The sequence below is a fragment of the Ruegeria sp. THAF33 genome, assembly GCF_009363615.1.
Lineage (GTDB): Bacteria > Pseudomonadota > Alphaproteobacteria > Rhodobacterales > Rhodobacteraceae > Ruegeria.
In genome coordinates this window covers 3,379,894-3,397,377 of sequence record NZ_CP045384.1, presented here as the reverse complement: position 1 = coordinate 3,397,377, position 17,484 = coordinate 3,379,894, and the positions used below count along the sequence as shown (strand labels likewise).

Here is a 17,484-nt window from a genome sequence, read left to right as displayed (position 1 = left end):
GAGTGGCCATAGACAATTGAGACATCACCTGATTGGGTGCGCGCAACCCAATTCACGCCGGAGGCTTATCATGCTGGACGCAACGACCGATCTGAAGTCAATCCTGAAGAACCCCGAATTGCTTGTAACCAAAGCCTATATCGGCGGTCACTGGGTAGACGGTGACAATGGCACGTTCAAAGTCACAAACCCCGCTCGGGGCGATGTGGTCGCCGAAGTGGCAGACGTCAGCCGCGCTCAGGTCGCCGGAGCAATCGCACAGGCCGAAGCCGCGCAGAAGGAATGGGCCAAACTGACCGGCAAGGAACGTGCAGCCATCCTGAGGCGCTGGTTCGATCTGATGATGGAAAACGCCGAGGATCTGGGCAGGATCCTGACCGCTGAACAGGGCAAACCCCTGGCCGAAGCCATCGGCGAGATCGGCTATGGCGCGTCTTTCATCGAGTTCTTCGGTGAAGAGGCCAAGCGCGTCTATGGCGAGACCATTCCCGGCCATCAGCGCGACAAGCGGATCATGGTGATGAAACAGCCGATCGGCGTTGCGGCCTCAATCACGCCGTGGAACTTCCCCAACGCGATGATCACGCGCAAGGCAGGCCCGGCTTTGGCCGCCGGCTGCGCGTTTGTAGCGCGCCCGGCCACCGAAACGCCCCTGTCGGCGCTGGTACTGGCGCTGCTGGCGGAACAGGCCGGCGTACCTGCGGGCGTGTTCAACGTGGTGCCCTCGTCGCAGGCCAGTGAGATCGGCAAGGAGTTCTGCGAAAACCCCGGTGTGCGCAAGCTGACCTTTACCGGATCGACCGAAGTGGGCCGCATCCTGCTGCGCCAGGCAGCCGATCAGGTCATGAAATGTTCGATGGAGCTGGGCGGCAACGCACCGTTCATCGTGTTCGACGACGCCGATCTGGATGCCGCCGTCGAAGGCGCGATGCTGTGCAAGTTCCGCAACAATGGCCAGACCTGTGTCTGCGCGAACCGTATCTATGTGCAGGCCGGCATCTATGACGCATTCGCGGCCAAACTGAAAACGGCAGTAGAGGCACTCAAGATCGGCGACGGCTTGACCGAAGGCACCACCACCGGCCCGCTGATCAACGCCGACGCGGTCGCCAAGGTCGAGGAACATATCAAGGACGTGACCGACAAGGGCGGCGCGGTTCTGACTGGTGGTCTGCCTCATGATCTGGGCGGCACGTTCTTCCAGCCAACCATCGTGACCGGCGTGACGCAGGACATGCTGGTGGCGCAGGACGAAACCTTTGGCCCGCTGGCCCCGCTGTTCAAATTCGAGGACGAAGACGACGTGATCGCCATGGCCAATGACACGATTTTTGGTCTGGCCTCGTATTTCTATGCCAAGGACCTGAGCCGCGTCTACAAGGTGGCCGAAGCGCTGGAATACGGTATCGTCGGCGTGAACACCGGCATCATCTCGACCGAGCTGGGCCCGTTCGGCGGCGTCAAGCAATCCGGTCTGGGCCGCGAAGGCAGCCATCACGGCATGGAAGACTATCTGGAAATGAAATACGTCTGCATGTCGGTCTGATCCAATACGGTCTCTGTCCCATTGCGGTGGGCAGAGACCCCGCGTCCGGAAACGCAATCGCGTCGTCTTTTGACTGTTCATGGCGGTGACCCAATCGACGCTGACACGGCTATTCTGCGGATTTGTCGCGGATTTGTTCGATTGCACGGGTCGCGAACTTTCCCTGTAACGAACCGTCCACCATGGCTTCCAGCGCGGGCAATGCAGAGGACGCCGCGCCACCTATTTTCCCCAATGCAATGGCTGCCTCTTTGCGGACAAACACCGACGGGCTTTCAAGAAGCGCGATCAATTCCGGCACCGCTGGCTCTGCCTCGGGACCAAACAGGGCCAGCGATTGGGCTGCCGTCCGCTGATCTTTGGCATCCCCCCGTGACAGGTCCGCCCTCAGACTTGCTATGGTTTTTTCCGGAGGCAACGCCGCCAGACGCAGCCCGTCGTTCAGCCGGGCGTTCAAATGCTGGTTCTCACCGACCCAGCGAATGATGAAAAAGTAATTCTGAACAGCGTCCTGTATGACACCGGCATGCTTGCCCTTTTGCCATCGGTCGATGATGGCCCTGCCCGCACGGCGATCTCCATTCAGGGCCAGAACCGAGGCTGCAAATGGCATCAGCTCGGTTGCCTGCGGATTTCTGTTCAACTCTTTCTCGATCACATCTGCCGCGCCCGTCAGGTCATTCAATGCGTAAAGAGCCGCCGCTTCAAACAGCGCGTAGTGGCTGGGATAATTGGGATCCAGCCGGGTCGCAGCCTGTACAAAGGCCAATCCTTCCTCGGGCTCACCAGCTGCAATCAGCGCCCATCCCATCGTAAGATGCGCCTCGGGGTCGCTGGGTTGCAGCGCGATGGCTTTCGCTGCTTCTCGTCTGGCTTCTTCCGTCCCCCGACCTACCCGTAGGTTACTGTCCCAATCCGGAAGGTTGAGACTGACAATAGCCCGGATAACGTGCACCAGGGCGGTATCCTGCTCCATCACATCCCGGTAATATCTGTAAAACAGGCCGATATGCATTTGCGCGCCTGACTCTGCAAACCCATTCCAATGATGAAAGATGTGCGGTCGCAAATGCGCCAGAGCAAGCGTCGCCCAGGCACGCCCATAATCCGGGTCCAGTTCCACGGCCTTTTCAAAATGGGGAATTGCCGCAAGGTTGTCCTGTTCGTTGAACTGCGAATACAACTCCCACCCGCGTTGGAAGGCTTCGCGTGCTGCAATGGTCTGGGTTTCCACGCTTTCGATGGCTTGCCGGCTTTGAGGGTCGAGTGGAAGATCCAGCTCCTGAGCAATTGCGAGAACAATGGTTTTCTGCACTTCAAAGATGTCATCAATCGCGCCATCAAACCTGTCCGCCCAGATCAATCGCCCGCTCAATGTGTCGGTCAGGCGAATGTTGATCCGGAAGTCTTCATCCGCACGTCGCACGCTGCCGTCAACGACGTAGCGAACCCCAAGTTCTTCAGCGAAACGTGCGATATCTATGTTTCTGTCGCGGTATGCGAAGGATGAATTACCGGCGATGACGAACAATCCGGATATTCGGGACAGGTCCGTGATCAAATCCTCAGAGATACCGTTGATCAGCATCTCCTTGGATGGGTCATCGGTGTAATTCGCAATCGGCAACACAGCGATGGAAGGCAGGTCCGGCAAAGGGTAAACCATCTGCGCCTCTGATGCGCGCAATTGGCCAGCCTTCCACGGTTTCGTCAGAAAAAGCCCAACAGCCGCCAACATCACGAGCAGAGCCGCCAGCGGCAGCCAGCGGGATTTCCTCAGTGTGCGGCTTTTTCGCGGTGAAGGCAAAATTTCCGCTTCTACGCGAAAGGCCTGAACTGGGTCTGCGATGTTCTTGACGTTCTGTGGCCCGATCGGGGCAAAACTATAGGGCACTTTGTTGCGCGCATAATCGACGATGGATTGTGAAACAATGATACCACCGGGATCTGACAGTGCTTCGAGCCGCGCGGCAACGTTCACCCCGTCGCCAAGGATGTCATCCCCGTTCGAAACCACATCGCCGACATTCAGGCCGATCCGAAACGTGATGACGCTATCTTGATCGGTACCCGCATTTCTCTTTGCAAGGTCGGCCTGAATTTCCACGGCAGCGTGAACCGCATCGACGGCGCTGCGAAATTCGATCACAAAGCTGTCTCCCGCAGTGTTCGCGATGCGCCCTGAATGCCGGGCGATCGCCGGCTCTATGACGTCGCTGCGGATCAGGCGAAGCCTTGCGATGGTACCTTCTTCGTCCAGACCAACCAATCTTGAGTAGCCGGCGATGTCGGCTGCCAGGATAGCTGCTAGTCGACGTTTTGGTCGGCTTTCCATAATACCCAAGACTATCAGGCGGATAATTTGCTGGGAACCAGTTTTCGCACACGCCCAAAACACAACGCCCCGCGTCTGGAGGAACGCGGGGCGTGTGTTGCGGCAGTCCGGGAGGAGTGAACTGCCGCGGGATATTCAGAAGCCTCAGTTCACGGCTTTGGCGTCCACCACATCCTTCTCGATGGCTTTGGCCGAGGTGATCTCGATCCGGCGCGGTTTCAGGGCCTCTGGAACCTCGCGCTTCAGTTCGATGTTCAGCATGCCGTTTTCATGGCTCGCACCGGTGACGCGGACATGATCCGCCAGTGCAAACCGACGCTCGAACGCGCGGGTGGCGATGCCACGGTGCAAATAGGTGCGCTCTTTGTCTTCGGCGGCTTTTTTACCTGCCACGACAAGCGAATTCTCTTTCACTTCCACGGTCAGGTCGTTTTCCGAAAAACCGGCAACGGCCACCGAAATCCGGTAGGTGTCGACATCGGTTTTTTCGATGTTGTAGGGTGGATAGCTGGGCTGGGCCCCATCGTTGGTCAGAACGCGATCCATCATGTCGGCGATCTGGTCAAAGCCAATGGTGGCGCGGTGCAGCGGTGCAAAATCAAACGTACGCATGTGTCATATCCTCATTCTTGAGCGATTTGCGATAAGTGCCCTCCGACTGGACGGGCGATTTCAGGTACCGGACCCCGTTGTGGCGGTCCGATACACATCACATGGGTAGCGATTTCGCCGAGTTCAACCCCCGCCAGAACTGATGAATTTCGCACCAGATCCTGACTTACCGGACCCGACCTGCAATCGGCGGATCGACGCTTTGGGCTGAGGTGCATCGCGCCGCATGATGGCCTTGAGCTCGGCGACGATCCCGTCAAGCTCCATGCCAAACCCCACCTTTCTGCGGCCGTTCGTCCCTACTGCCGATACCACGGACAGGATCTGCCAGCGCGCACCGTTTTTCGCCAGAATTGCAGACCCGGAAGACCCGAAAGTAATGTCGCAATCAAAGGTGATCAGACCCTGCCTGCGGTCGATGATACGGCACGAACGCTCTCGGGTGATCGCCTCGGACCGTCCGCGCCCATACGAGGCAATGCTGATCTCGTTGCCCGGAACACGGCCGCTGTGCAGCGCAAAAGGGTCGGCGACCGAATACGGGATAGGCTCGTTCAGCCGCATCAGGGCCACGTCCAACTGGACACCTTCGTGCGACAGCGGGTTCTGCGCCCCATAGCTGGGATGAAGGGCGATTTGCGTGACTTGACGCTCGGCCAAGGCGTTGCCGTTGCTAAGGCCTGCACGAAACGTGATATCTTCGGGCACATAAGTCTTCCCGGTACGACGATCCACCGCACAATGGGCTGCGGTCAGCACCATGTCCTGCGCGATCAACGTGCCGGTGCAATACGAGGCATCGCGGACATCCAGCCGACCGATAGCCTCCCAACCATAAAGGTCATCCCGGTCGGTCAGCTTGCGCTTGTTGGATTGCGCTTGCGGCGATGTTGCCAAGACGCTCAGGCCCAATAACAGGCTCCAGAAGACTCTCATCATGGTCGAATGAACCTTGCGCCTATGTTCTTGTTCGTTCCCGATCCGGACGAGGAAAGCCCAAATCCCCGCCCCGCAGAAAGTTCGTCACGCAGCAATTGCAGCGAATGCTCAACCGCGGTTCCAATTGCGACACTCTGGCCGTCCATACTGGCCTTGGCCGCAACCACCGATACGATCTGAGGACGCGCGCCCGTGAAAGAAAAAACGGGTGCCCCCGAAGACCCGAAATCAACATCGCAGGACATGACCATAACCCCGGCCTGCCGGTTCATGACCGAGCAGACCTGTTGCAGCGACGGAGCTTCTGATCGGTCATGCGCATAAGACACAACGCCCACTTCAGCGCCACGTTTGGGCTGATCGCCCGACTCAAATGGAATGACGGCTGTATTGCGGATCGGCTGCCACAGCTCGATCAATGCCACGTCCGCGCTTACCCGGTCGGCCGTAGAATCGACGCCATATTGGTAGTCCGGATGGATCACAGCCTGGCGCGCGGTCCGATAGGCCAACGCACGTCCCAAACGCCACCCGGCCAGAAACTCGATATCCGCAGGGTTGATCCGTTGTCCTGATCTTTTGTCGAACAGGCAATGCGCCGCTGTCAGTACAAGGGTCGGCGACACCAGCGTTCCGGTGCAAAACCCTGCGCCGGCGATATCCAACCGCCCGACAGCCATCCACTCGCGCCCGGAATCCGACGTATCCAGGCTTTCCAGCCTAGTGTCCTGCGCCGTGGCCGCCAATGGCAAGACACAGAGCACGATCGCCTTGATCCAGTTACGCACGCGGTTCTCCGAGACTCACTTCGAAGCTTTTGTCCTACGTGCCGCGTTGGGCGAAAATAGGGCGGTCATGCACCAAAGGTATTTCCCTGGGAAATGATGCGCGCTGGCATCAGCATGATTCACCGCAAGACGGGAACCGGGTTCCCTGTTCTCTGCAAGGCCGGTGGCTTTGGCCCGCCGGTCGCCCAGTCCAGCAACTCTACTGTATGAACGATCGGCAGTTGCGTACCAGAACCGATCTGCATCATGCACCCGATATTGCCGGCGGCAATGATATCAGGCTTTTTCGCCTCAAGTGTTCTGACTTTTCGCTGTTTCAACTGGCCTGATATTTCCGGCTGCATCAGGTTGTACGTTCCCGCGCTGCCGCAGCACAAATGACTGTCGGCGGGTTCGACAACCGTGAAACCCGCGTGTTTCAGCAAATCTTTGGGATAGGATTTGATCTTCTGCCCATGCTGCAATGAACAGGCCGCATGATACGCGACGGTCAGGTTTTGGTTTTCCCCCGCCGGCAGGTCCAGCTGGATCAGAAGTTCACTGACATCCATGGCGATTGCAGACACACGCGCCGCATCTTCGGCAAGCGGGTCATTGCGAAACATATGCCCATAATCTTTCACGGTGGTGCCACAGCCAGAGGTATTGATGACAATGGCATCCAACCCATCACCGTCCATTTCCCGTTTCCAGGCTCTGATATTGGCGGTTGCCGCCATATGACTGTCTTGCACCTTGCCCATGTGATGGGTCAAAGCTCCGCAACACCCGGCACCTTCGACGATCACGACCTCGCACCCCAACCGTGTCAGCAGGCGGATCGTGGCGTCATTGATATCGGTGTTCAGTGCCTTTTGTGCGCAGCCCGTCATCAGCGCCACTCGCATCTTTCGTTCACCGCCGGGCGCAAAACTCTGCGGATCATCGTTGCGGCTGACAGACGGGATATGCTTGGGCGCCATCTCCAACATCGCGCGCAGCCGGGCATCTGGCATCAGGAACCGGAAAGGACGACCCAGCCTGGCCCCGATCAGGGCCCAACGGAACCGCATCGGATAAGGCAGGATCTGCGCCAGAACCCAGCGCAACACCCGATCCGTCAGCGGGCGCTTGTAGTTGGCCTCGATATATTCGCGCGCGTGATCGACCAGATGCATATAATGCACACCTGACGGGCAGGTGGTCATGCAGGCCAGACAGGACAGGCAGCGGTCGATGTGCTTGACCGTCTTTTCGTCGGGCACACGCTCGTTTTCCAGCATGTCCTTGATCAGGTAGATGCGCCCACGCGGACTGTCGAGCTCGTCTCCCAGCACCTGATATGTCGGACACGTGGCCGTGCAAAATCCGCAATGGACGCAGTTTCGCAGAATCTCGTTCGAGCGCTGGATTGCCGGGTCTTGCAATTGCTCATCCGTGAATGTTGTCTGCATCGCCCTATCCAATCAGCCCCGGGTTGAACAAACCGCGAGGATCAAATTTCGCACGCAAGCCCTTTGTCAGAGCCGATATTGATGTGGGTCCCGGATGAAATCGCCCCAGTTTTCTGATCGTGTCGTGGTCGGATCGCACCAAAGTGGCATGACCCGAAAACGAACCAAGCCGGCCACGCACATCCGTGCCGGCCGGGACCCGCAGCCAGACAAGACCACCGCCCCAATCAAACAGCGTTTGATCCGCTTCGGCGCGCGCCGAAATCTCCGCCGCGTCACTCGGTTTTACCGAAAGCCGCCAGACGTCCCCGTCCTTGCCCTGAAATGGGTGAACGTCGCGGATCCCGGTCCAAAGCGCTGTGGCGTCTCCCTCGTCTGTCACCTCACCAAAATCTGCCAGTAAGGCGGTCAACCGACCGATCCTGTACGTCACCGACTCTGCAAATCCCTCAACCCTAAGCAGGGCATTTCCACCCGCCGGGTCATAGGCGGCACCAGTCACTTCAAAGGGTGATTTCAACGCAGCGGAAAGAATTTTCACCGCGCTGCCGGCATCCCGAACGGCGACGGACAAAGTCGCCACTCTTTCCGGCTTGGGCAGCACCTTCAACGACACTTCGGTCAGAATTCCCAGTGTTCCCCAAGACCCACCCATCAATTTAACGAGATCATAACCGGTGACGTTTTTCATAACTCGCCCACCATTCTTGACCACCTGCCCGCGCCCGTCGACGAAACGCACACCCAGCAGGAAATCCCGGCAGGCACCGACCTGAATCCGCCGCGGGCCCGAGATATTGGCCGCGACGACACCGCCGATCGTTGGTTCACCTTGAGTATCAAGCAAACTGCGGTGATCCATCGGCTCAAACGCCAGTTGCTGACCTTCCGCCTCCAGCACGGCCTGGATCTCTGCCAATGGTGTCCCGGCCTTGGCCACAAGAGTAAGTGCTCCGGGTTCGTAAAGCGAAATGCCACGCAGAGCCCCGGTTTCGATATTCGCGTCGGGACCGGTGACCGCGCGCGTGCCGCCACCGACGATGCAAACAGGCTCTTTCAATCCGGTCACCATGTCGGCCAGTTCAGATTCTGATTCAGGTTTCATGGCAAAATCCGTTATTAGATCCTGTTATTCGGCAGCAATCTGCGCGTGGCGGCGGGTTTCCGAAACGTTCAGTGGAAACACCTTGGCAGGGTTCAGCAGCCATTTGGGGTCAAAAACGTCCTTGACCGCCATCTGCGCTTCAAGATCGGCAGGCGCATATTGATGCGACATGAGATCCCTCTTCTCGATGCCAACGCCGTGCTCACCGGTCAGACAACCGCCTTCGTCCACGCATAGTTTCAGAATTTCGGCGCCGAATGCCTCGCATTTTTCCAGATCACCCGGCTTGTTGGCATCGAAAAGGATCAGCGGATGCATGTTCCCATCCCCTGCGTGAAAAACGTTCCCGACAGGCAGACCGAATTCTTCACTCAACTCGCCGATACGGCGCAGCACCGTTGGCAGGGCCGACACCGGGATCGTACCGTCAAGGCACATGTAGTCGTTCAACTGCCCCATGGCGCCGAATGCGGATTTCCGACCAAGCCAGATTTTTGCGCTTTCTTCGGCTGACTGGCTTTCTCGCAGCTCGACCGGGTTGTGGCGTTTGGCGATCTCGATGATTTTCGACAATTGATGGTCAATTTCGGCTTCCGACCCTTCCACTTCGACAATCAACAGCGCATGGCAGTCGGGATAGCCGGCGTGCGCAAAGTTTTCGCAGGCTTTAATGCACAGCGTGTCCATGAACTCGATCGCGACCGGCAGAATGCCCGATTTGATAATGTCAGAAACACACTGACCCGCGACTTCGTTGTCGTCGAACCCCATCAGAACCGGCCGCGCGCCTTCGGGTTTGCGCAGAATGCGCAGTGTTGCTTCGGTCACCACGCCCAACTGACCTTCCGAGCCGCAAATGACGCCCAAAAGGTCCAGACCGGGCGCATCCAGATGCGCGCCGCCGATCTCGACGACACTGCCATCCATCATCACCATGGTCACGCCCATAAGGTTGTTCGTTGTCACGCCATATTTCAGGCAATGCGCGCCACCTGAATTCATCGCGATATTGCCGGCAATGGCGCATGCCAGTTGCGAGGAAGGATCAGGCGCATAAAAGAAATCCTCCTCCTCGACCGCGCCGGTGACGCTCAGATTGGTGCGGCCCGTCTGCACCCTGATGAAACGGTTGTCATAGTCAACCTCCAGCACCTCATTCATCCGCGCGACGCCCAGAATGACGCAATCAGCCGTTGGCAATGCCCCGCCGGCCAGCGACGTACCCGCACCGCGCGGCACGACAGGCACGCCTTCTTCATGGCAGATGCGCAAAACGTCCGAGACTTCCTGCGTGCTCGACGGCAGCACGGCCAGCATCGGCGGGCATTTGTAAGCCGTCAGGGCATCGCACTCATAGGCTCGGGTTTCAGCCGGATCATGGATAATTGCCGTATCCGGCAAAACCCGCGACAGCCGCGAAACGATCGCGCTTTTCCGGCTCAGTACGTCCGGGCTTGGCTTTGGCATTTCCATGGCATCCCTCCCTTTGGTAAAATAATATTACCAATTTACCACTCTGGCAAGTTCCGATGTCCGGTCGTACTGTCGCGCCATGACCTGGATCGAACGTGCCGCCCTATTTTCCCCTCTGGATTATGCTGCCATTGCAATATTGCTGGGTGCGTGGCTGTGGATCGGATGGAAGATCGAACACCCGTCACCACAGAAGCCGTCCGTCGCCCTTGTGATGGATGGCTACCGCCGCGACTGGATGCACGAGATGGTGACGCGTCAGCCACGGATGTTCGATGCGCAGGTCGTGGCTGCCATGCGGCAAGGCAGCACCTTTTTCGCCTCGACCACGATGATTGCCATCGGGGGTGGTCTGGCCCTGTTGGGCAATACCGAACGATTGGCCGGGGTGGCGACGGATCTTGCCATCGGCAGCGCACCGGCGATGGTCTGGGAAATCAAGATACTTGTGGTTGTCCTGCTGCTGGCCAATGCTTTTTTGAAATACGTCTGGGCACATCGCCTTTTTGGGTATTGCGCCGTTTTGATGGCCTCGGTTCCAAACGATCCTGAAGACCCAAACGCCTATCCTCGGGCCGGTCAGGCGGCCGAGATCTGCGTGACCGCCGCCCGAAGCTTCAACCGCGGTCTTCGCGCCACCTATTTCGCCCTTGCTTCGCTGGCGTGGTTTCTTGGACCGATGGCATTGGTGTTGGGCACGATGATCACATTCGGTGTCCTGTATCGCCGCGAGTTTGCATCGCATTCCCGCGCGATCCTCATGGCCCAAACCTCAAACACAGAGACGTGATCCCCATGCGCCGCGTTACACCGTACGTTCGATCCATGCGATATGTGATTCTCAGTGCCCTTCTGGCTGCCCCTGCCCTTGCCGACCCGCCGACAGTCGAGCAGGTCCGCGCCAGTGCCACCGGTGACACGTGGCGGTTCGACGTGACAATCCGGCATCCCGATACAGGCTGGGATCATTACGCCGACGGCTGGCGCGTTCTGGACATGGACGGGAATGAACTGGGAATGCGTGTGCTGCACCACCCGCATGAGACAGAACAACCTTTTACCCGCTCGCTTGGTGGCGTGGTGATTCCGGAAAACGTTTCACAGGTGCAGATTCAGGCCCGGTGCAATGTGGATGGCTGGAACGAAGACACGACGTTGGTCGAACTGAACTGACCTTCAGAAAATCCCCATGGTCAGGCCCGCACCCAACGCGGCGCCGATCTCACGACACCGATCCAGCTGATCTTCCGGAATGGTTTTTCGGGCCAGAATGGCCTCGGGCGTTTGCGCGTGCGTGCAGACAATCAGCGGCGACTGGACCTCTTTCAACCGCCAGCCAGTGGCGATCCGTGCGATCTGGCGGGCTGCATTCTCTCCGTCCGACCCGGCGCAAATCATCTGCGCATATGGGCGACCTTCGATCTGTCCAAGAACCGGGTAATAGCAGCGGTCGAAGAATTCCTTCATCAAGCCAGAGATCGCCGCCAGATTCTCTGGCGCGCAGAAGATGTAGCCGTCGGCGGCCAGCACATCCTCCGGCCCCGCCTGATCCGCAGGCACAAGCTCAACCTCGGTCTCTGCCCGTGCCGATTCAGCCGCCGCTTCGGCCATCTGCCGGGCACCACCTGTGCGCGAATGGTAAACGATCAGAAGCTGCGCCATGTCAGACCCGGTGATAGGGGCCACCTGACAGAATGGTCGCGGCCCGATACAGTTGCTCAGCCAGCATCACACGGACCAGCATATGAGGCCAGACCATCGACCCGAACGAGAGGGAAAAGTCGGCTTCGGCCCGCAAAGCAGGGTCTATTCCGTCCGCTCCGCCGATGATCAGCGCCAGATCCTGCCGCCCCGCATCGCGCCAACTACCCAGTTTCTTGGCAAAATCGGGCGAAGACATCACGCGCCCGCGTTCGTCCAGCGTACAGATCACCGCGCCCTTGGGCAGCGCCTTGCGCAGCAACGCGGCTTCGGCCCCCATGCCTGCGTTTTTCTTGTCATCAACCTCGATCACCCGCGCGGGACCAAGGCCCAGGCCACGGCCGGTCCGATCAAAGCGGGTCAGGTAATCATCAAGCAGGGACTTCTCCGGTCCGGCGCGCAATCGCCCGACCGCAACTATGCTGATACGCATATCTCTCTCGCCTCCGGCCCCTCAATACGGGCCGGGATGGCGCCTCAGTTCGCCGAGGCGCTGCCGCCCTGAGGCAGCCACATCTTTTCCAGCTGGTAGAATTCGCGCACTTCGGGGCGGAAGATATGGACGATCACGTCGCCCGTATCGATCAGCACCCAATCGCCGGCATCCTTGCCTTCGACCTTCGAGGTGAAACCGAATTCCTGCTTGATGCGATCCGTCAGCTTTTCCGCCATGGCCGAGACCTGACGGGTCGACCGACCCGAAGCAATGACCATGTGATCCGCGACAGACGACTTGCCTTGCAGGTTGATCTGCACGACGTCTTCGGCCTTGTCATCGGAAAGTGAGGAAAGGATACGCTCAAGCAGCTTGTCGCTGATTGACTGAGAGTGGGCCATTACACCGGCCCCGTCTTCGGCGGGCAAACCCGCCTGTGTATGTAGTGACAGGACATAGTCCTCCTTTGCTGCGCGCCGTGAAACCCCGGCGCCGGGGTACTAATAAGGTAACAAGGGGAATGCAACATTTCAATGAACGGGCGCTTTAGGGGCCGCACAGGCGCTCACTCTTTGGCGATCTGTTGCGAGTCTGCGCCGTCCGACAGCAACCGAACCTCGCGCTGAGGGAAGGGAATCGATATCCCCTCGGCCTTGAAGGCGTCCCAGAGGGCGAGGTAAACATTGCCCCGAATGTTGGTCAGCCCCTTGGTCGGATCGCTGATCCAGAACCGCAGCACGTAATCCACGCTGCTGTCGCCAAAACCGGTGATATGGCAAACCGGTTCATGTTTTCCGCCACTCAGCACGCGGGTCACCGCCTTCACAGCCCGGATCGCCGTTGCGCGCACTTTGTGGGGGTCATCCTCATAGCTGGTGCCGAAATCCAGATCCAACCGCACGAATTTGTCGGAATGCGACCAGTTCACCACCTGGTTGGTAATCAGGTCCTCGTTCGGGATCAGGTATTCCCGCCCGTCCCGCGTGACAACCGAGACATAGCGTGCGCCCAGCGCATTGATCCAACCGAACGTATCGCCCAGCGAGATCACATCGCCTGGCTTGATCGACCGATCCATCAGGATAATGATCCCCGATATGAGGTTCGAAACCACTTTTTGCAGGCCGAACCCGATGCCCACGCCGATCGCGCCCGACAACAGCGCAATGCCGGTCAGATCGAAGCCCAGCGTGCGGATCGCAGCCAGAAAGACCGCGCCATACAGCAGCACCTGAATTCCCTTGGCCAACAACACCTGCATGGACGGAGTGATGTCGTCATTGCTCTGCAATCCACGCTCGGCCGCGCGGGTGCCGATGCGGGCCAGCGTCAACAGGACTCCGATCAGCAGGATGGCCTTGAGAATGCCCAGCACCGAAATATGCAGGTCACCGACGGAAATCGCGACCCCATCAAGGAATTCGGCCACGTCATCCGTCAGATTCAACGCAACAAGCGTTGCATAGACCCACATTGCCCACTTGAATATCCGTCGCAGCGTCCGGTTGCGGACAAGCCTCGCGACCAGTGCAATCGCCAGCCACGCAGTTGCCAGGGTTGCAATGATCCCAATGAGATAACTGCGCGACGGCCAGGTGACATGCTGCATAACCTGATACAAGAGCCAGGACAGCAGCACGAAATAGACCAGCGTCAGTCGCTGCATCAGCTGTACCATGGTGCGAAGCCGCCATTTCGGCCATCCGGTGCGGGCACGCGTCCAGGCATCCCATCGTGGCTGTGTCAAGACTTTCAGAAGGAAAGCCAGCGCCCAAAGGAAAAGGATGATGACCAACTGATACTGCCGCCAGCCCGGCGTAACCACCAACTCGACCAGTTCTTGAAGCTCGGAAGAGAACCCCGCGACCATGTTGTTGTAAAGGTCTGTCAGCGAGCTGGGGATCAGGTCTTGGTTCATACGCGCCTCCTGCACGGCAGCTTGGACAGCAATGCTAGGCGATGCAAGTCTGACACCGGTTTTGAACCTTGATTGCAGCAAAGGCGCGGTATATCTGAACCGCATGAGACTCAATGTGGCCCAAGAACAGAATCTGGAAGACCGCGCGCGTCTGCGCGAACGGTTCTTTGGGGCTGCCCGCACGGTCCTGGCGCGCCTACCCGTCGCCTGAGCCAACTCGCCAGCTATTTCTCATTACATACGGGAGAGGACACATGTCCCCCAAAACACTCTATGACAAGATCTGGGATGCCCATGTCGCGCACGAAGCCGATGATGGCACCTGCCTGCTGTATATCGACCGCCATCTGGTCCACGAGGTCACCAGCCCGCAGGCGTTCGAAGGCCTGCGCATGGCTGGCCGCAAGGTGCGCGCGCCAGAAAAGACCATTGCCGTGCCGGACCACAACGTTCCGACCACACCGGACCGGGTGAACGGTATTGAAAACCCGGAATCGCGCATTCAGGTCGAAGCGCTGGACAAGAACGCCCGGGATTTCGGCATTCACTACTACCCGGTGAATGACGTACGTCAGGGCATCGTGCACATCGTCGGCCCCGAACAAGGCTGGACCCTGCCGGGCATGACCGTCGTCTGCGGCGACAGCCATACCGCCACCCATGGCGCATTCGGCGCATTGGCCCATGGCATCGGTACGTCCGAGGTCGAACACGTTCTGGCCACGCAGACCCTGATCCAGAAGAAATCCAAGAACATGAAGGTGGAAATCACCGGCAAATTGCAGCCGGGCGTGACCGCCAAGGACATCACCCTGGCCGTGATCGGCGAAACCGGCACCGCCGGCGGCACCGGCTATGTCATCGAGTATTGCGGTGAAGCCATCCGCAACCTGTCGATGGAAGGCCGCATGACCGTCTGCAACATGGCCATCGAAGGCGGCGCACGCGCAGGGCTGATCGCACCGGATGAAACCACGTTCGAATATGTCAAAGGCCGTCCGCATGCGCCGAAAGGTGCGCAGTGGGAAGCCGCGATGAATTGGTGGAAAACACTCTACACCGACGAAGGCGCGCATTTCGACAAGGTTGTCACGATTCGTGGCGAAGACATCGCGCCTGTCGTCACCTGGGGCACCAGCCCCGAGGATGTTCTGCCGATCACTGCAACCGTGCCGCACCCCGAGGATTTCGAAGGCGGCAAGGTCGAGGCGGCCCGCCGGTCAATCGAGTATATGGGTCTGAAAGCCGGTCAGAAGCTGAGCGATGTCGAGATTGACACCGTCTTTATCGGGTCCTGCACCAACGGACGTATTGAAGACCTGCGTGCCGCGGCCGAAATCCTGAAAGGCAAGAAGATCAAGGACGGGATGCGCGCCATGGTCGTGCCTGGTTCGGGGCTGGTCCGCGCCCAGGCCGAAGAAGAAGGCCTGGCCGACATCTTCAAAGAGGCCGGGTTCGAATGGCGTCTGGCAGGCTGTTCGATGTGCCTGGCGATGAACCCCGACCAGTTGCAACCGGGCGAACGCTGTGCCGCGACCTCGAACCGCAACTTCGAAGGCCGTCAGGGCCGGGGCGGGCGCACACATCTGCTGAGCCCGGCAATGGCTGCCGCAGCGGCAATCACGGGACGGCTGACAGACGTCCGTGAATTGATGTAAGGTGCCCTCATATCTAGATATTTGAGGGATTGAACAAATGAGTGACTGGGTCAAATGGCTCCTGCTGGGGCTTCTATCAATTGCGTTCGGCGTCTTTGCGCTGGGCAATGCGATTGCGGCTTCGCTTGCCGTAACGGTCGTAACCGGTGCGCTGCTGCTGATTGCGGGCGCGATGCAGGTGGTCGGCGGTTTCACCGTCGAAGGCACAGGCAACAAGATTCTGTCACTCATCATGGGTGCGGTCATGCTGTTCCTGGGCTGGTCCTTTCTGGATCACCCGCTACAGGGAACACTGACGCTGGCAACCGTGATGCTGATCCTGTTCATGGCAGGCGGCATCGCGCGGGTCATTCTGTCGTTCCAGATGAAAGGAACACAGTTTTTCTGGCCCACGATGATCTCGGGCATCTTGTCGATCATCCTCGCAGGTATCATCTGGTCTTATGCAAGCAGCGAACCCGCCGCTTTGCTGAGCCTTCTGGGTATCCTGCTGGGCATCGAGATGCTGTTCAACGGGTTCGGATTGGTGTTCATGGCGTTCTTCGTCAAGAACGCACCCAAGGACGAAACAACAGAAGCGAAAGAAGCTTAATCGCGGGATACGGGCGCGGCCCTCTCCTGCAGGAGTGCAGACATGGAAAAGTTTGAAAAAGTCCACGGGGTGGCCGCCCCGATGCCACTGATCAATATCGACACCGATATGATCATTCCCAAAGTGCATCTGAAAACCATCAAACGGTCCGGCCTTGGCGTCGTGCTGTTTGATGAAATGCGCTATCATGATGACGGGCGCGAGAACCAAGAGTTCGTCCTGAACAAGCCCGCCTATCGCGAGGCCGAAATTCTGGTCGCCGGCGACAATTTCGGCTGCGGCTCGTCGCGCGAACACGCACCCTGGGCGATCAAGGATTTCGGCATCAAGGTCGTGATCTCGACCAGCTTTGCCGACATCTTTTTCAACAACTGCTTCAAGAACGGCATCCTGCCGATCGTGGTCGAAGAAGAACACCACGCGATCCTGATGGAAGACGCACATAAGGGTGAGAACGCCCGCATGACCGTGCACCTGGAAGATCAGCAGATCACCACTTCGGATGGGGTCGTGATCGAATTCGACATCGATCCGCACCGCAAGCACTGCCTGCTGAACGGTCTGGACGATATCGGTCTGACCATGGAAAAAGACCACCACATCGACAAATTCGAGGATCACGCAAGTCAGGCCCGCCCCTGGGTGTAAGGCCCGAGCCGATTCTTTGGATACTCAACCTAACGGGGTCGCCAAGGCGGCCCCGTTCTCATTCTTGGGGTTGATTTTACCAGAACCACAACATCTTGGTCTCACATTGAGATACACGTCGGATTTGCGTCGAAAATGATGCAATCCCGCACCAGTTGCGCCATCATTTTGCCCGAAATCACGTGTTTTCTGCACCCTGTCTTGAGCGAAATGCCGCTTATCGTCCATGTTGGCGCTAAAGAGGCATCCGTCAAAAACTCGAGACGATGGGCACAAGTTGGAATGTAAGTCGGCGAAGAT

General features: G+C 58.5%; 18 protein-coding genes. 7 read left to right on the top strand and 11 right to left on the bottom strand.

Translation table 11 applies throughout. From position 1 onward, the window contains the following. Window positions 1-70: 70 nt before the first annotated feature. Window positions 71-1,546, top strand: coding sequence for an NAD-dependent succinate-semialdehyde dehydrogenase (locus FIU92_RS16965; protein ID WP_152459734.1), 1,476 nt, complete (start codon window positions 71-73; stop codon window positions 1,544-1,546). A gap of 109 nt (window positions 1,547-1,655) precedes the next feature. Here the strand turns inward: FIU92_RS16965 and FIU92_RS16960 are convergent, their stop codons facing one another. From FIU92_RS16960 to FIU92_RS16930, 7 genes are all read right to left on the bottom strand, one after another. Then, entirely contained in the window at window positions 1,656-3,881 is a 2,226-nt protein-coding gene (locus FIU92_RS16960) for a tetratricopeptide repeat protein (protein WP_152459733.1), read from the bottom strand. Window positions 3,882-4,025: 144 nt separating this feature from the next. Then, window positions 4,026-4,493 (bottom strand): Hsp20 family protein, encoded by a 468-nt coding sequence (locus FIU92_RS16955; RefSeq protein ID WP_152459732.1) that lies wholly within the window; start codon window positions 4,491-4,493, stop codon window positions 4,026-4,028. A 123-nt stretch (window positions 4,494-4,616) separates the two neighbouring features. Next, complete coding sequence (locus FIU92_RS16950; RefSeq protein WP_152459731.1) at window positions 4,617-5,432, bottom strand: serine protease; 816 nt, start codon at window positions 5,430-5,432, stop codon at window positions 4,617-4,619. Beyond that, complete coding sequence (locus tag FIU92_RS16945; RefSeq protein ID WP_171171842.1) at window positions 5,429-6,220, bottom strand: serine protease; 792 nt, start codon at window positions 6,218-6,220, stop codon at window positions 5,429-5,431. The genes FIU92_RS16950 and FIU92_RS16945 overlap by 4 nt, the downstream gene beginning before the upstream one ends. Window positions 6,221-6,339: 119 nt before the next feature. Further along, window positions 6,340-7,653 carry a glycolate oxidase subunit GlcF gene (glcF, locus tag FIU92_RS16940; protein WP_152459730.1) on the bottom strand — a complete coding sequence of 438 codons (1,314 nt, stop codon included), beginning with the start codon at window positions 7,651-7,653 and terminating at the stop codon, window positions 6,340-6,342. 4 nt (window positions 7,654-7,657) lie between these two features. Further along, on the bottom strand, window positions 7,658-8,758 hold the full coding sequence (locus tag FIU92_RS16935; protein ID WP_152459729.1) for an FAD-binding protein: 1,101 nt from the start codon (window positions 8,756-8,758) through the stop codon (window positions 7,658-7,660). 24 nt (window positions 8,759-8,782) lie between these two features. Then, window positions 8,783-10,231 (bottom strand): FAD-linked oxidase C-terminal domain-containing protein, encoded by a 1,449-nt coding sequence (locus tag FIU92_RS16930; RefSeq protein ID WP_152459728.1) that lies wholly within the window; start codon window positions 10,229-10,231, stop codon window positions 8,783-8,785. A gap of 79 nt (window positions 10,232-10,310) precedes the next feature. Here FIU92_RS16930 and FIU92_RS16925 point away from each other — a divergent pair, with 79 nt between their 5' ends. Together FIU92_RS16925 and FIU92_RS16920 are read left to right on the top strand one after the other, a co-directional pair. Next, window positions 10,311-11,021, top strand: a complete 711-nt coding sequence (locus tag FIU92_RS16925; protein ID WP_152459727.1) for a DUF599 domain-containing protein — start codon at window positions 10,311-10,313, stop codon at window positions 11,019-11,021. Between the two features lie 5 nt (window positions 11,022-11,026). Beyond that, complete coding sequence (locus FIU92_RS16920) at window positions 11,027-11,404, top strand: hypothetical protein (RefSeq protein WP_254705324.1); 378 nt, start codon at window positions 11,027-11,029, stop codon at window positions 11,402-11,404. 3 nt (window positions 11,405-11,407) lie between these two features. On the opposite strand, the gene FIU92_RS16915 is transcribed toward FIU92_RS16920, so the two are convergent. From FIU92_RS16915 to FIU92_RS16900, 4 genes are all read right to left on the bottom strand, one after another. After that, window positions 11,408-11,893: a flavodoxin family protein gene (locus tag FIU92_RS16915; protein WP_152459726.1), complete on the bottom strand. Its 486-nt coding sequence runs from the start codon at window positions 11,891-11,893 to the stop codon at window positions 11,408-11,410. A gap of 1 nt (window position 11,894) precedes the next feature. Beyond that, window positions 11,895-12,365 (bottom strand): 23S rRNA (pseudouridine(1915)-N(3))-methyltransferase RlmH, encoded by a 471-nt coding sequence (rlmH, locus tag FIU92_RS16910; RefSeq protein WP_152459725.1) that lies wholly within the window; start codon window positions 12,363-12,365, stop codon window positions 11,895-11,897. A gap of 44 nt (window positions 12,366-12,409) precedes the next feature. Next, complete coding sequence (gene rsfS / locus FIU92_RS16905) at window positions 12,410-12,769, bottom strand: ribosome silencing factor (protein WP_058276550.1); 360 nt, start codon at window positions 12,767-12,769, stop codon at window positions 12,410-12,412. A gap of 164 nt (window positions 12,770-12,933) precedes the next feature. After that, window positions 12,934-14,286, bottom strand: coding sequence for a mechanosensitive ion channel family protein (locus FIU92_RS16900; protein WP_152459724.1), 1,353 nt, complete (start codon window positions 14,284-14,286; stop codon window positions 12,934-12,936). Window positions 14,287-14,389: 103 nt separating this feature from the next. Between FIU92_RS16900 and FIU92_RS16895 the strand changes: the two genes are divergently transcribed. From FIU92_RS16895 to leuD, 4 genes are read left to right on the top strand one after another with little or no spacing between them, the layout of a single operon-like run. Continuing rightward, window positions 14,390-14,497: a hypothetical protein gene (locus tag FIU92_RS16895; RefSeq protein ID WP_010438763.1), complete on the top strand. Its 108-nt coding sequence runs from the start codon at window positions 14,390-14,392 to the stop codon at window positions 14,495-14,497. Between the two features lie 43 nt (window positions 14,498-14,540). Then, window positions 14,541-15,944 carry a 3-isopropylmalate dehydratase large subunit gene (gene leuC, locus FIU92_RS16890; RefSeq protein WP_152459723.1) on the top strand — a complete coding sequence of 468 codons (1,404 nt, stop codon included), beginning with the start codon at window positions 14,541-14,543 and terminating at the stop codon, window positions 15,942-15,944. A 37-nt stretch (window positions 15,945-15,981) separates the two neighbouring features. Beyond that, window positions 15,982-16,536, top strand: coding sequence for an HdeD family acid-resistance protein (locus FIU92_RS16885; RefSeq protein ID WP_152459722.1), 555 nt, complete (start codon window positions 15,982-15,984; stop codon window positions 16,534-16,536). Window positions 16,537-16,578: 42 nt separating this feature from the next. Further along, window positions 16,579-17,184: a 3-isopropylmalate dehydratase small subunit gene (leuD, locus tag FIU92_RS16880; protein WP_152459721.1), complete on the top strand. Its 606-nt coding sequence runs from the start codon at window positions 16,579-16,581 to the stop codon at window positions 17,182-17,184. Window positions 17,185-17,484: the final 300 nt, after the last annotated feature.

Excerpts from the sequence above, each read along its gene's own strand:
- FIU92_RS16885 (WP_152459722.1), top strand. The coding sequence starts at position 15,982 with ATGAGTGACTGGGTCAAATGGCTCCTGCTGGGGCTTCTATCAATTGCG.
- FIU92_RS16895 (WP_010438763.1), top strand. The coding sequence starts at position 14,390 with ATGAGACTCAATGTGGCCCAAGAACAGAATCTGGAAGACCGCGCGCGT.
- glcF (WP_152459730.1), bottom strand. The coding sequence starts at position 7,653 with ATGCAGACAACATTCACGGATGAGCAATTGCAAGACCCGGCAATCCAG.
- FIU92_RS16920 (WP_254705324.1), top strand. The coding sequence starts at position 11,027 with ATGCGCCGCGTTACACCGTACGTTCGATCCATGCGATATGTGATTCTC.
- FIU92_RS16930 (WP_152459728.1), bottom strand. The coding sequence starts at position 10,231 with ATGGAAATGCCAAAGCCAAGCCCGGACGTACTGAGCCGGAAAAGCGCG.
- rlmH (WP_152459725.1), bottom strand. The coding sequence starts at position 12,365 with ATGCGTATCAGCATAGTTGCGGTCGGGCGATTGCGCGCCGGACCGGAG.
- FIU92_RS16955 (WP_152459732.1), bottom strand. The coding sequence starts at position 4,493 with ATGCGTACGTTTGATTTTGCACCGCTGCACCGCGCCACCATTGGCTTT.
- FIU92_RS16960 (WP_152459733.1), bottom strand. The coding sequence starts at position 3,881 with ATGGAAAGCCGACCAAAACGTCGACTAGCAGCTATCCTGGCAGCCGAC.
- rsfS (WP_058276550.1), bottom strand. The coding sequence starts at position 12,769 with ATGGCCCACTCTCAGTCAATCAGCGACAAGCTGCTTGAGCGTATCCTT.
- leuD (WP_152459721.1), top strand. The coding sequence starts at position 16,579 with ATGGAAAAGTTTGAAAAAGTCCACGGGGTGGCCGCCCCGATGCCACTG.
- FIU92_RS16965 (WP_152459734.1), top strand. The coding sequence starts at position 71 with ATGCTGGACGCAACGACCGATCTGAAGTCAATCCTGAAGAACCCCGAA.
- FIU92_RS16925 (WP_152459727.1), top strand. The coding sequence starts at position 10,311 with ATGACCTGGATCGAACGTGCCGCCCTATTTTCCCCTCTGGATTATGCT.
- FIU92_RS16935 (WP_152459729.1), bottom strand. The coding sequence starts at position 8,758 with ATGAAACCTGAATCAGAATCTGAACTGGCCGACATGGTGACCGGATTG.
- FIU92_RS16950 (WP_152459731.1), bottom strand. The coding sequence starts at position 5,432 with ATGATGAGAGTCTTCTGGAGCCTGTTATTGGGCCTGAGCGTCTTGGCA.
- FIU92_RS16915 (WP_152459726.1), bottom strand. The coding sequence starts at position 11,893 with ATGGCGCAGCTTCTGATCGTTTACCATTCGCGCACAGGTGGTGCCCGG.
- FIU92_RS16900 (WP_152459724.1), bottom strand. The coding sequence starts at position 14,286 with ATGAACCAAGACCTGATCCCCAGCTCGCTGACAGACCTTTACAACAAC.
- leuC (WP_152459723.1), top strand. The coding sequence starts at position 14,541 with ATGTCCCCCAAAACACTCTATGACAAGATCTGGGATGCCCATGTCGCG.